This window comes from Geomonas oryzae (genome assembly GCF_004117875.1).
Classification (GTDB): Bacteria; Desulfobacterota; Desulfuromonadia; order Geobacterales; family Geobacteraceae; genus Geomonas; species Geomonas oryzae.
In genome coordinates, this window is the sequence record NZ_RAHW01000004.1 from 229,833 (window position 1) to 242,916 (window position 13,084).

The 13,084-nt window shown below is 65.6% G+C and carries 11 protein-coding genes; 10 read left to right on the forward strand and 1 reads right to left on the reverse strand.

The genetic code is table 11. The annotated features are described in order from the left end of the window. Positions 1–20: 20 nt before the first annotated feature. The 10 genes from D6Z24_RS11760 to D6Z24_RS11800 all read left to right on the forward strand — a co-directional run bounded on the left by D6Z24_RS11760 (position 21) and on the right by D6Z24_RS11800 (position 12,091). Positions 21–929: a respiratory chain complex I subunit 1 family protein gene (locus tag D6Z24_RS11760; protein WP_129126786.1), complete on the forward strand. Its 909-nt coding sequence runs from the start codon at positions 21–23 to the stop codon at positions 927–929. Positions 930–933: 4 nt separating this feature from the next. Continuing rightward, complete coding sequence (locus tag D6Z24_RS11765) at positions 934–1,575, forward strand: hydrogenase (protein WP_129126787.1); 642 nt, start codon at positions 934–936, stop codon at positions 1,573–1,575. Between the two features lie 4 nt (positions 1,576–1,579). Further along, positions 1,580–3,013 (forward strand): proton-conducting transporter transmembrane domain-containing protein, encoded by a 1,434-nt coding sequence (locus D6Z24_RS11770; RefSeq protein ID WP_129126788.1) that lies wholly within the window; start codon positions 1,580–1,582, stop codon positions 3,011–3,013. Next, the gene (locus D6Z24_RS11775; protein WP_129126789.1) at positions 3,010–4,521 is read left to right on the forward strand and encodes a hydrogenase large subunit; all 1,512 of its coding nucleotides are present in this window, start codon (positions 3,010–3,012) and stop codon (positions 4,519–4,521) included. The genes D6Z24_RS11770 and D6Z24_RS11775 overlap by 4 nt, the downstream gene beginning before the upstream one ends. An 85-nt stretch (positions 4,522–4,606) precedes the next feature. Then, a complete protein-coding gene (locus D6Z24_RS11780) occupies positions 4,607–5,365 on the forward strand; it encodes an NADH-quinone oxidoreductase subunit B family protein (RefSeq protein ID WP_129126790.1) in 759 nt (252 codons plus the stop codon). A gap of 122 nt (positions 5,366–5,487) precedes the next feature. Then, a complete protein-coding gene (locus tag D6Z24_RS11785) occupies positions 5,488–7,986 on the forward strand; it encodes a response regulator (RefSeq protein WP_129126791.1) in 2,499 nt (832 codons plus the stop codon). A 68-nt stretch (positions 7,987–8,054) separates the two neighbouring features. Then, the gene (locus D6Z24_RS11790; protein WP_246014649.1) at positions 8,055–8,819 is read left to right on the forward strand and encodes a hypothetical protein; all 765 of its coding nucleotides are present in this window, start codon (positions 8,055–8,057) and stop codon (positions 8,817–8,819) included. Positions 8,820–8,942: 123 nt separating this feature from the next. Then, entirely contained in the window at positions 8,943–9,143 is a 201-nt protein-coding gene (locus D6Z24_RS11795) for a cold-shock protein (RefSeq protein WP_129126792.1), read from the forward strand. Positions 9,144–9,323: 180 nt separating this feature from the next. After that, entirely contained in the window at positions 9,324–9,452 is a 129-nt protein-coding gene (locus D6Z24_RS21945; protein ID WP_281275029.1) for a hypothetical protein, read from the forward strand. A 149-nt stretch (positions 9,453–9,601) separates the two neighbouring features. Then, on the forward strand, positions 9,602–12,091 hold the full coding sequence (locus tag D6Z24_RS11800) for an ATP-binding protein (protein WP_129126793.1): 2,490 nt from the start codon (positions 9,602–9,604) through the stop codon (positions 12,089–12,091). Here D6Z24_RS11800 and murB read toward each other — a convergent pair. Further along, complete coding sequence (gene murB, locus D6Z24_RS11805; RefSeq protein WP_129126794.1) at positions 12,081–13,046, reverse strand: UDP-N-acetylmuramate dehydrogenase; 966 nt, start codon at positions 13,044–13,046, stop codon at positions 12,081–12,083. The genes D6Z24_RS11800 and murB overlap by 11 nt on opposite strands. Positions 13,047–13,084: the final 38 nt, after the last annotated feature.

The window sequence follows — 13,084 nt, forward strand, 5'->3', positions numbered from 1 at the left end:
TAGTTCAACAGGAGTTGGACATGATCGACACAATCTTCCACATGGCGCTGGTGCTTGCCATGCCCCCGCTGCTTCTCGGGGTGATCGGCAAGACCAAGGCGGCCTTCGCCGGCCGGGTCGGCGCCCCCTTCCTGCAGCCCTACTACGATATGGGGCGGCTGATGCAAAAGGGGATCGTCCTCTCGGACAGCACGACCTGGGTCTTTCGCGCCGGCCCCGTGGTGACGCTCGCCGCGACCCTCTTCGCCTCGCTTCTGGTGCCTCTCGGGCGACACGCGGCACCGATCTCCTTCGAGGGGGACATGATCCTCTTCGCCTATCTCTTCGCCCTGGGGCGTTTCTTCACCACGACCGCAGCGCTCGACACCGCCTCGAGCTTCGAGGGGATGGGGGCGGCCCGCGAGGTCACCTTCTCCTGCCTCGCCGAGCCGACCCTCTTCTTCGCCCTCATAACGCTCACGAGGCTCTCCGGGACCATGAGCCTCACGCCCATGCTGCAGCACGTGACGCTCCCGGTCTGGCTTGCCACCGGCGCCGCACTCATCCTGCTTTTGGCCGGTCTCTTCGTGGTGGTCCTCGCCGAGAACTGCCGCATCCCCTTCGACGACCCGAACACCCACCTGGAGCTCACCATGATCCACGAGGTGATGGTGCTCGACCACAGCGGGCCCTACTTCTGCTGCATCCTCTACGGCGCGGCCTTAAAGCTCTACCTATTGGGCGCGCTCTTCGTGAACATCGCGCTCCCGTTCTCCTCGGGTAACGGCTTTCTCGACTGGGGCATCTTCGCCTGCGGCATGCTGGGGCTTGCCGTCGCCATCGGTGTGGTCGAGTCGGTGATGGCGCGCCTGAGGCTGATCCGCGTGCCGCAGCTTCTGGTGGCAGCCCTGATCCTGACCGCGTTCTCCCTGGTCCTGGTAGTGAGGTGACGATATGAATTCCCTGGCCGACCAGCTCCTGGTACTCTGCCTCCTCATCAACTTCGCCGTCCTCGGCACGAGCCGCCTCGCCTTCTCGGTTAGAAGCGTCGCCGTGCAGGGGGTGCTTCTCGGCGTCCTCCCGGCGCTCGTGCACCCCTTCTCCTGGCACCTGGCCTTCATCGTGGTGAGCATAATCCTCGTCAAGGGGGGGCTCATCCCGGTCCTCATCATCCGGGCCATCAAGAAGGCGGAGATCGAGCGCGAGTTCTCGCCCTTCATCGGCTACATCCCGTCCCTGGTCCTGGGTGCTCTCTTCACCTCGCTCGCCTTCATCTTCGCCGCGAAGCTTCCGCTCGCCCCCGAGCACGAGGGGCTTCTCGTGGTACCCGCCGCCGCGGCAACCCTCATGAGCGGCTTCCTGGTCCTCATGGGGCGGCGCAAGGCGATCTCACAGGTGCTTGGGTACCTTCTCATGGAGAACGGGATCTTCCTGTTCGGCCTGCTGCTCGCCGACGCCATGCCGGTCATGGTGGAGGCGGGGGCGCTTCTCGACCTCCTGGTCGGCATCTTCGTCATGGGGATCGTCATCAATCACATCAGCCGCGAGTTCTCGAGCATCGACACCTCGAGACTCTCCGCGCTGAGGGAGGAATAACTGCATGATGTGGGCCCTGGTTCTTCTCCCGCTTCTGGGTGCCGCGCTTACCTGGCTCGTCCCTGACAACCGACGGCGCGCCTGGGTACTCCCGGTGGTTTCGCTCGCGCACCTGGCCATCACCGCGGCGCTCATCGCCGAGGCTCCCGCCGCTTCCCCGGGGGGCTGGATCCTGCTCGACGCGCTCGGCAAGCTGGTGCTCGCGGGCAACTCCGTCCTCTTCACGGTCTGCTCGCTCTACGCCGTAGGCTACCTCGCCTACCGCTTGAAGCGCCCGAACCGGGTCCTTTGCGCCTCGCTGCTCGTCTGCCTCTCGGCCACTTCGCTCGTCGCCATCTCGCACCACCTGGGGCTCCTCTGGATCGCCCTCGAGGCGACCACCCTCACCATGGCGCCCCTCATCTACTTCAACCACAACGCCCGCTCCATCGAGGCGACCTGGAAATACCTTCTCATCTGCTCGGTGGGGATCGCCATCGCCCTTCTGGGGCTCTTCTTCCTTGCCTACTCCACCATCGTCGCAAGGCAGGAGGTGACCCTGCTCTTGCCGACCCTGATCAACAACGCCGCCGGGCTCCACCCGGGGTGGCGCCACGCCGCCTTCATCTTCCTCCTGGTCGGCTTCGGCTCGAAGATGGGACTGGCGCCCCTGCACACCTGGAAGCCGGACGCCTACGGCGAAGCGCCGGGGCTCGTCGGGGCGCTCCTCGCGGGGGGACTCGTGAACTGCGCGCTCCTGGCCCTCTTGCGGGTGTACCAGATCGCGGTCGCCTCCACGGAAGGGGCGCTCTTCCAGGAGGTGCTCCTCGTCATGGGGCTCGTCTCCATGGCCTTCGCCGCCGTCTTCATGGCGCGCCAGAGCGACTTCAAGAGGATGCTCGCCTATTCGAGCGTCGAGCACGTAGGCATCATCACCGTGGCGCTCGGTCTAGGCCACGGGGCGCTCTTCGCCGGGCTTTTGCACATGATCAACAACTCCCTCACCAAGGGGGTGCTCTTTCTTTCCTGCGGCAACATCCACCGCGCCTACAACTCGAAGAGCACCCAGTTCGTGCGCGGCGCCATCCGGCGCACCCCCTGGTCCGGTGCGCTCTTCATGGCGGCCTTTCTCGCCATCACCGGCTCACCCCCCTTCGCCCCCTTCGTGAGCGAGTTCCTCATCGTCTCCTCCGCCTTCGGGCAGGGAAACCACGTGACCGGTGCGCTCTTCCTGCTGTTCCTGGCCCTCATCTTCATCGGCATGGCCTCGACCGTGCTCCCGGTGGTCCTTGGCGAGGTCCCCAAGGACCTGGAGCGCACCCGCTACCGCGACGCCTTCCCGACCGTGTTCCCGCCGCTCATCCTGATGGGTATCGTGCTGGTCCTGGGGGTATGGATCCCCGAGCCGTTGCGGGTGCTCTTGCACGACGCCGCGGCACTTTTGGGAGGTGAGGCATGACCCCTTCCATGGTCTTCACGCAAAACGGAGGCACCCTTTCGCTGCGCGAGATCCCGCAGCACGCACCGGATCGCTTCGCCCAGGCGCTTCTCTCGGCGCTTTCCGGCGGCTGGCGCGTGGTCTCCTACTTCGGGGTGCCGGCCGAAGACGGGGTGAGGCTTTACTGCCTCCTCTCCTTCAAGAGCCACGCGACCATCGGTGTCATGAGCACGCTGGTCACGGGAAAGTCTTTCTACTCCCTGACCGCCGAGGCGCCGCAGCTCCATCTCTTCGAGCGGGAGATAGCCGAGCAGTTCTCGCTCACCCCGGAGGGGCATCCCTGGCCCAAACCGGTCCGTTTCGCACCGGCCCTGGGCTCGCTTCCCGGGGTGGCGCCGCACCGCCCGCCGACCGTCGGCATCATGGACTTCTACCGCGTCGAGGGGGACGAGGTGCACGAGGTGGCGGTGGGGCCGGTGCATGCCGGCATCATCGAGCCGGGGCATTTCCGCTTCCAGTGCTTCGGCGAGGAGGTGATGCACCTGGAGGTTTCGCTGGGCTACCAGCACCGCGGCGTCGAGCGCATGATGCAGGGGCGTCCGGGCGAGCGGATGAGAAAGCTCGCCGAGACCATGGCCGGGGACACCACCATCGGCCACGGTACCGCCTACGCCATGATCGTGGAGGCGCTCGCCTCGACGGCGCCTCCCGCCCGTGCCCAGGCCGTGCGCGGCATCGCCCTCGAGCTGGAGCGCCTGGCGAACCACACCGGGGATTTGGGTGCCATCTCCGGCGACGTGGGCTACCTCCCCACCGCCTCCTTCTGCGGCAGGATCCGCGGCGATTTCCTCAACATGACCGCCGGCATCTGCGGCAGCCGTTTCGGGCGCGACCTGGTGGTCCCCGGCGGCGTCGCTTTCGACCTCTCCGCCGAAGGGGCGCGCGGACTCGCCGACCGGATCAGGACCGCCCGGGACGAGGTCACCAACGCGATCGATCTGCTCTGGGACACCCCGTCGGTACTGGCCCGCCTCGAGGGGACCGGCGTGGTGAGCGAACAGACCGCCCTGGAACTCGGGCTCGTGGGCCCCGCGGCGCGCGCGAGCGGGCTTAACCGCGACATCCGGCGCGACCATCCCTTCGGGATCTACAGCATGAGCCAGATACCGGTGGAGACCGGCAAGACCGGGGACGTCTACGCCCGCACCATGGTGCGCTGGCTGGAGATGGAGAAGTCGCTCGATTTCATCGAGGAGCAGTTGGCCCAACTCCCGGGCGGGGCGGCGCGGCGCCCGGTGGGGGAGGTGGGGGGGGACACCCTCGCCGTCGCCCTGACCGAAGGATGGCGCGGCGAAGTCTGCCACGTGGCCATCACCGATGCGCGCGGAGATTTCTCCCGCTACAAGGTGACCGACCCCTCCTTCCACAACTGGAGCGGGCTCGCCATGGCGCTCAGAGGCGGGCAGATCTCGGACTTCCCGCTTTGCAACAAGAGCTTCAACCTCTCCTACTGCGGGGTGGACCTCTAGCCTCTCCCCCTCCCTGACCCTCCCCCTCCGGGGGCGGGGACGCAGGGGGCGTGGACAAACTTTTAGACCTAAACGGAGTCGCATCATGATCAAGGCCGTACTAGCGCGCATCAAGCAGGGGCACCGCACCATGGCGTACCCGGAAAAGCCGCTGCCGCTTCCCGAACGCTTCCGGGGGTACCCGGAGCTCAACGGCTCGCTCTGTCCCGCGGACTGCCGCCTCTGCGCCGATGCCTGCCCGGTCGGGGCGATCGGCTGCGACAAAGGATTAAGCGTCGACCTCGGCAAGTGCCTTTTCTGCGCCGAGTGCACCGCCGCCTGCCCGCACGGCGCCATCTCCTACTCGGGCGACCACAGCCTCGCCGCGAACCGGCGCGAGGACCTCGTAATCCGGGAGGGGGAGGAGCGGCGTCTGGCCCGCGCGCTCGACAAGAAGATGCTCTCCATCTTCGGCAGATCGCTCAAGTTCCGCTCCGTCGTCGCCGGCGGGTGCGGCGCCTGCGAAGCGGACAGCAACGTCCTCTCCACCATCGGCTGGGACTTGGGGCGCTTCGGCCTCCAGTTCGTGGCGAGCCCGCGCCATGCCGACGCCCTCTGGGTCACCGGGCCGGTCACCGAGAACATGCGCGAGGCGCTTTTGCTCACCTACCAGGCGATACCGGCCCCGAAGCTCGTCATCGCCTGCGGCGCCTGCGCCATCAACGGCGGCCCTTTCATCGGCTCTTCCGAGGTGCACGACGGCGTGGACGGCCTCATCCCGGTGGACCTCTACATCCCCGGGTGCCCGCCGCATCCGCTCACCATCCTGGACGGCCTCTTGCGCCTTCTGGACCGGTTGGAGTGAGGTATACGGGTTCTTTACTTTTTTGCTGGCGTATCCTTTCCGTTTAAGGTATTCAGTGGGAGGCGGAAATGAGGCTTTGAGGCTGCCGCCGGCGCAGGCACGGACCGGCAAAAGTGGAGCCCATGCAAGAAAACATGCAGCACGAAAAAGTGCATAAGAGCCCCGCCTGCAGCGCCAGGCTGGTGCTGACCGTTGTTGCCGCCTTCGTGTTCGGCGCGGCCGTCAGCGGCACCATCGTCTGGCTCTACGAGGAGAACCGCGTGCAGAGTCGGCGCCAGGCGGCCGGCGACCTCACCGCCCAGGTGGCCCACGGCATCCGGGACAACCTGAACCGCGCCCTTTCCTCCACCTACGCCCTCGCCGCGCTCATCCGGCAGGGTGACGGCGAAATTTCCAATTTCCCCCAAATAGCCCGGGAAATGCTCGAGCTATATCCCGGTACCAGCGCCCTCCAGCTTGCCCCCCGCGGGATCATCAGCCAGGTCGTCCCCCTCACCGGCAACGAAAAAGCCATCGGTCACAACCTGCTTGCCGACAACCGTCGCAACAAGGAGGCGCTTCTTGCCCTGCGCACCAGGAAGCTCACCCTCGCAGGCCCCTTCGACCTGATCCAGGGAGGAGGCAAGGCCGTCGTCGGCAGACTCCCCGTTTTTCTCAAGGAAGAGGGTGGGGAGCGCTTCTGGGGCTTTACCGTCGCCATGCTGCGCCTGCAGGATTTCCTGCACAGCTCGAACCTGGAGGTGCTGGGGCAGGATTACAACTACCAGATCTCGCGCATTGACCCGGAGACGGGCAAGAGGGAGGTCTTCTGGTCGGTGGGGCGCCCGCTGCGCGACCCGGTGAGCCAGGAGGTCGCCGTTCCCAACGGCGCCTGGACCGTCTCGGTCGAGCCGGTTAAGGGGTGGCACCTGGGCGGTTTCGTCGCCCTGGAGCTGCTGCTGATCCTGTTCCTCAGTTCCCTTTCCGCGCTCCTCGCCTGGTGGTTCCTGCGCCAACCCATCCTTTTGCAGCAAAGGGTGGAAGAGAAGACCCGGGAGCTCTCGGAGTCCAACGCGCTGCTTCAGGTCGAGGTGGCGGAGCGCAAGCACGCCGAGGAGGCCCTCAAGTCATCGCAGGAGAAACTCCGTTCCATCTTCGCCTCACTGACCGACGTCATCCTGGTCCTGGACGCCGAAGGACGCTACCTCGAGATCGCCCCCACCGGGACGGACACCCTTTACCTCCCCCCCGCGGAACTCTTGGGCAAGCGACTGCACGAGGTCTTCCCGAAGGAGCAGGCCGACTTCTTCCTGGCCGCGATCCACGAGGCGCAGGAGACGGGGCGCACCGTAACGGTCGAATACCAGCTCACCATCGGCGGGAAAGAGGTCTGGTTCGCCGGGAGCGTGGCCCCCATGTCCCGGGAGCGGGTGGTCTGGTCCGCGCACGACATCACGGAGCGCAAAAGCTCGGAGGAAGAGCGCCTCAAACTCGAAAAGCAGATGCTGCACACCCAGAAGCTCGAGAGCCTGGGCGTGCTGGCCGGTGGGATCGCCCACGATTTCAACAACATCCTCACCGCCATCGTCGGTAATGCCGATCTCGCCCTCATGCGTCTCTCCCCCGAGTCCCCTGCGGTCGAAAACCTGCGCAGCATAGAGACCGCGGCGTCGCGGGCCGCCGATCTGGCGCGCCAGATGCTCGCCTATTCCGGCAAGGGGCGCTTCGTCACCGAGGAACTCGACCTGAACCGGCTGGTGGAGGAGATGGGGCACATGCTGAGCGTCTCCATCTCCAAGAAGGCGGCGCTGCGCTACCACCTGCAACACCCGCTTCCCGCAGTGACCGTCGATGCGACCCAGATCCGCCAGGTGGTGATGAACCTGGTGATCAACTCCTCCGAGGCGATCGGCGATCGAAACGGGGTCATCTCGCTTTCGACCGGCTGCATCGAGGTGACCCCGGAATACCTGAAGGGGGGATGGCTTTCCGACCCGGTTCCGCCCGGGCGCTACGTCTACCTCGAGGTCGCCGACACCGGATGCGGCATGGACCGGGACACCATCGGCAAGATCTTCGAGCCCTTTTTCACCACCAAGTTCACCGGACGGGGGCTCGGCATGGCCGCCGTCCTCGGCATCGTGCGCGGGCACAGCGGGTCGATCCGGGTCTACAGCGAACCGGGGGAGGGGAGCACTTTCAAGGTGATGTTTCCTGCCGGAGACAGACCGGCCGCCGCTAACAACCATCGGGATGGCGACGCAGAGCCGTGGAAGGGGAGCGGGACCGTGCTCCTCATCGACGACGAGGAGACCATACGCTCCCTGGCAAGCGAGATGTTGCACGAGCTGGGGTTCGATGTGGTGGCCGCGGCGGACGGGTTGCAGGGGCTGGAGCTTTTCAAAAGCCGCGACGACATAAGCGTCGTGCTGCTCGACCTGACCATGCCGCAGATGGACGGGGAGCAGTGCTTCCGGGAACTGCGCCGCATCGATCCGGGAGTCCGGGTGATCATCTCCAGCGGCTTCACCGAACACGAGGTGACCCGCAAGTTCCTGGGCAAGGGGATCGCAGGTTTCATCCAGAAACCGTACAAGCTTTCCGCGCTGCGCGAGGCGTTCAAGGGGCTTTGCAAAGAGTAGCCCTTGTCAACGCTCCCTTCTTTGAGTAGTATCCAGCTTTCGTACCTTCCAATACACGAGGATATGCCATGGAACCCCTGAACGCAGGTCCGCACCGCGCGCCATGCATGCGCCGCAGCGCCCTTTTCAAGACCTTCCTGTTGCTGCTCGTCTTCACCTTCGCCGGCTGCGGCAAGGTGGAATGGCTCCCGGAGTACCAGCGCCTCCCGACCACCCCGGACTCCTTCTCTTTCGCCGCCGTGCCCGGAACCGAGCCCGGCGCCCAGGTGACCTCCGCCCCGATCACCGTCTCCGGGCTCACCGGCTCCACGAGCCCGATCAGCGTCACCGGTTCGGCGGGAGGGGACAGCAAGTACTCGGTGAACGGCGGCACCCCGACGAACAGCGACGGGACGGTGCAAAACGGCGACAAGGTCACCGTGACCCACACCGCTGCGAGCACGCTGGGGACCACGACCACGACGACGCTCTCCATCGGGAGCGAAAGCGCCCAGTTCATCAGCACCACCAGGTATATTGAAAAACCTTCTTTCACGCTCACGGTGCTGCAGCCCTCTCCCTACCGGCAGGCGATGGCGGTGATCACCAGCGTCGACGGCGTTTTGGGGACGCACGTGGTGAGCATCAAGGACTCGTTGAACTCCGGCAAGGCGCTCTACGGCGTAAGCGAGACCGACGAGATTCCGAGCAACTTCTTCAACGATACCAGGACCTTCCCTTATCTGAACGGAAGAAGGATCTTCGTGCGCAACCTCTCCACCGTGGTGGGCGCCGGCGCGGTGACGACGCTCACCATCGACGGGCTCGACGTCGTGGTGAACCTGGCGCAGTAGCAAGGCAGGGAAAAAAGGCGAAAATTTAAATGCTTGCTTTGTCGGAACCAAGCTGTTAATGTGTCGAAGGTCCGGATGAGCCGGACGAATATCAGCAGAAAGACATGGAGAAGGTAAAAGTAAATGGTTAACGGAACTGTAAAATGGTTTAACGACAGCAAGGGGTTTGGTTTCATTGAGCAGGAGAATGGCGACGACGTGTTCGTGCACTTCTCCGCCATCACCGGCGACGGGTTCAAATCCCTTGCTGAAGGCGATAGCGTCACCTTCGAAGTGGCCAAAGGACCGAAAGGTCTGCAGGCCGCCAACGTGACCCGCGTATAGCGCATCAACATCAGTTGCGCATGAAAAAGTCCCGGAGCGATCCGGGACTTTTTTTTTGCCCGTTGCCGGCATTTCCGCGCAGCAACATCGGTTGCATCCCCCCCGCCTCGTCCACTTTTGTTGACAACCCTTCCCCCTGTGTTATCCACTATTGGTCGAATTTAATCATGGGGGTGCCGTATGAAAATCAACAGGAAGACGCGGTACTGCTGCATCGCCGTCATCATGGCCGGAATCGCGGTCGTAGGACACGCCGTAGTTGCGGACCGCGGCCTCATCCCGGAGCACAAGGGCGCGGTGAGCAGGTGAACCGGAGGGGACCGGCTCCGCAGGTGCCTGTCCCCTCAGCCCCGCGCACCGGGACCGGCGGGATTTTGAACTAAAGAAATCGCGGGCTTTGCCGACAAGGCTGCTATGGTTTGTAACGCTCACGGCGCTCGCGCACGAGAAAAGAGTTCATGATCAACCGGTTCCGCGACCTCTCCATCAGACGCAAACTCATCGGCATGCTGCTGCTCACCAACGCGGTCGTGCTCGCGCTCGTGTCGGCCGCCTTCGTAGTGAACGAGGCGCACCGTTTCCGCAGGGAGATGCAAACCGAGCTTTCCGCCCTCGCCGAGATCATCGGCAATAACAGCTCCGCCGCGGTCGCCTTCAGCGATCGGGCCGCCGCCGGAGAGACCGTCGCCGCGCTCCGCGCCAAGCCTTACATCCGCCTTGCCTTCATCATGCTGCAGGACAACACGGTGCTTGCAAGCTACCAGGCGCCGGGAGGCACCAAGCCGCCGTTTCTGAGCGGGTTCGGCGGCAAACTGCGCATCGACGAAAAGCGGCTGCGCGCCACCCTCGAGCATTCACGTTCCCCCCTTGCCGTAAGCGACGCCATCTACGGCGTCTACCCCATCGTCCTCGACCGGCAGAAGATCGGCACCGTGGTGTTGCAGTCCGATGCCAGCGAGTTCACCGACCGGCTGGCGCGCTACTTCTTCCTTGTCGCCGGGGTCATGTTGAGCGCGCTCCTCCTTGCCTATTTCCTCGCCTCGCGCCTGCAACGCTTCATCTCGGCCCCCATCACCCACCTGGCCCAGGTCATCAGGGCGGTGTCCATCGACAAGAACTACTCGGTGCGCGCCGAAAAGCAGGGGAACGACGAGCTCGGCACCCTCATCGAGGGGTTCAACGGCATGCTGGTGCAGATCCAGCAGCGAGACGAGAAGCTGGAGGCGCACCGCCAGGAGCTCGAGGCGGAGGTGCAGCGCAGGACCGCCGAGCTGAGCGCAGCGAACCGGGAACTGAACCAGACGGTAGCCGAGCTGCGCGTCTCCAAGGAGGCGGCCGAGGCCGCGAGCCTCGCCAAGTCGCAGTTTCTCGCCAACATGAGCCATGAGATCCGTACCCCGATGAACGGGGTGCTCGGCATGGTGAGCGTCCTTCTGGAAAGCGGGCTCACCGGCGAGCAGCGCCGCTTCGCCGACGCGGTGCGCAACTCAGGCGAATCGCTCCTCTCCATCATCAACGACATCCTCGATTTCTCGAAGATCGAGGCGGGGCGCATGGAGCTCGAGCCCGCCCCGTTCGACCTGCACGACCTCCTGGGCGGGGTGCTGGAGATCTTCGCTGCCGGCGCGCAGCGCAAGGGGGTGGGGATCTCGCTCACCATCGCCCCCGAACTGCCGCGTTACGTCGAGGGGGACGCGGTGCGTCTGCGCCAGATCCTCGTGAACCTGGTGGGGAACGCCGTCAAGTTCACCGGCCGCGGCGAGGTGCGCCTGTCCGCCGCGCCGGTCGCCGGAAAAGGGGAGGGTGGGGTGCGCTTCGAGGTGGTAGACACCGGCATAGGCATCCGCCCCGAGGCGCAGGCGCACATCTTCGAAAGCTTCTCCCAGGCCGATTACTCGACCACCCGCACCTTCGGCGGCACCGGTCTTGGGCTTGCCATCTCCAGGCAGCTCGCCGAGCTGATGGGAGGGGAGCTCGGGCTTTCCAGCGAGTACGGTGTCGGCTCCACCTTCTGGTTCAGCGTCAGCTTGAAGGTCATCGACGGCGTACCCGAAAGCCTCGCGCACCAGCTCTGCCTGCCGGCGGGCGAGCCGTCGGAGCGCTTCGACGCAACGATCCTCGTCGCCGAGGACAACCCGGTGAACCAGGACGTGGTGCGCCACATGCTGGGGCTTCTGGGCTGCCGGGTGGTGATCGTGGAGAACGGGGCCCTTGCCGTCACCGCGGCGGCGCAGGGGAGGTATCACCTGCTGTTCATGGACTGTCAGATGCCGCAGATGGACGGCTTTGCCGCGACAAGGGCGATCCGTGCCCGCGAGCAGGAGAGCGGCGGGCACCTCCCCATCGTGGCCCTCACCGCGAACGCGGTGGCGGGAGACCGGGAGCTCTGTCTTGCCGCCGGGATGGACGATTATCTCAGCAAGCCTTACGACTGCGGCCAGTTGCGCGACGTCCTGCGTCGCTGGATTCCCGAGCGCGGGGTGACCCCCGCGGGGGGGGCGCCTTCCGATGCCGCCGAGGCATCCGGTGCGGCCGCCGTCGAGGCAACGGCCGGCAGTTCCGGCGCCGGGATGGCGGATGCGGCTTCGGCGTCTTCCGGGGTGGAGGAAGCCCCGCCCGTTTTCGATCGCAACGGTTTGGTGCAGCGCATGGGTGGGGCCGAATTCGTGGAGATCTTCGTGGAGAAGTACTGCGCGACCAGCGAAAAACTGATCCTTTTGCTGCGCGAGGCGGTGGACGGCGGGGACTACCCGGAGGTGCGGCTGCAGGCCCACTCGATCAAGGGGGCCGCCGCGAGTATCGGGGCCGAAGTGATGCGTGCCGTGGCGCTTAGGATGGAGCATGCGGCCCAAAAGCCCGAAGAGCAGCCGGGGCTCCCCGTGCTGCTCGCCGAACTCGAGGCCTCCTTCGCCGAGTTCAGGCGGGTGGCCTTGGCCGCTACCGCGTGAACCCGAGGGTGCTGACCTCCTCTTGGAGCGCCACCCCGAGCTTTACCCGTACCCCCGCCTTGACCAGCCAGGCGAGCTCCATCATGTCGGCCGCGGTGGCACCTCCCGTGTTGACCAGGTAGTTGGCGTGCCGGTGGCTCACCGCCGCCCCCCCGACCCGCAGGTTGCGCACCCCGGCCCGCTCGATGAGCCACCCGGCGGGAATGCGGCATTCCCGGCAGCGCACCCCCTGGTCCGCCTCGAAGCTCCGGATCAGTTCGGCGTCCTGCACCACGGGGTTCATGAAGAAGGAGCCGGCGCTCCGGTCGCAGGAGAGCTGTTTCGCCTCGCGCTTGGCGATGGTCTCTTCGATGCGCCCCTTGATCTCGGCAGGGGGCGCCGGAGAGAGGGTGAGCGTCGCCCCCATCACGGCAAGCCACGGGTCGCGCTTGAAGAGGCTGTCCCGGTAGGCGAAGGTGCACTCCTCGCGCGCCATGGTGATCATGTCCAGGGTCGCCGTGTCGAGCACCGAGACCGCAGTCACCACGTCGCCGATGACGCCGCCGTAGGCGCCGGCGTTGCCGCGTACCGCGCCACCCACCGTGCCGGGTATCCCCGCCAGCGGTTCGAGTCCCGAGAGCCCCCACTGCGCCGAGTCGAGCACGAGGCGGTTCAGGTCATACCCCGCCTCGACCGAAACGGTCGCGCCGTCGACGGAAACCGCATCCATGACAAGCCGCACCACGAGCCCCTCGAAGCCGTCGTCGCTCACGAGAAGGTTGCTGCCGCCGCCGAGGAAGCAGAAGGGAAGCGCCTGGTCCTGGGCGAAACGCAGGGCCTGGCGCACCTGTTGAACGGTGCGGGCACGGGCGAAATAGCGCGCCGGCCCGCCGATTTGGAAGGTGGTGAAGGGGGCGAGGAGGACATCCTCCTCGATGATGACGCCGTCTTGGCGGTTCGTTTTCTGGCTGGGCATAGGCAATAGGATACACGAATCGCCCCGGATGCCAAAGC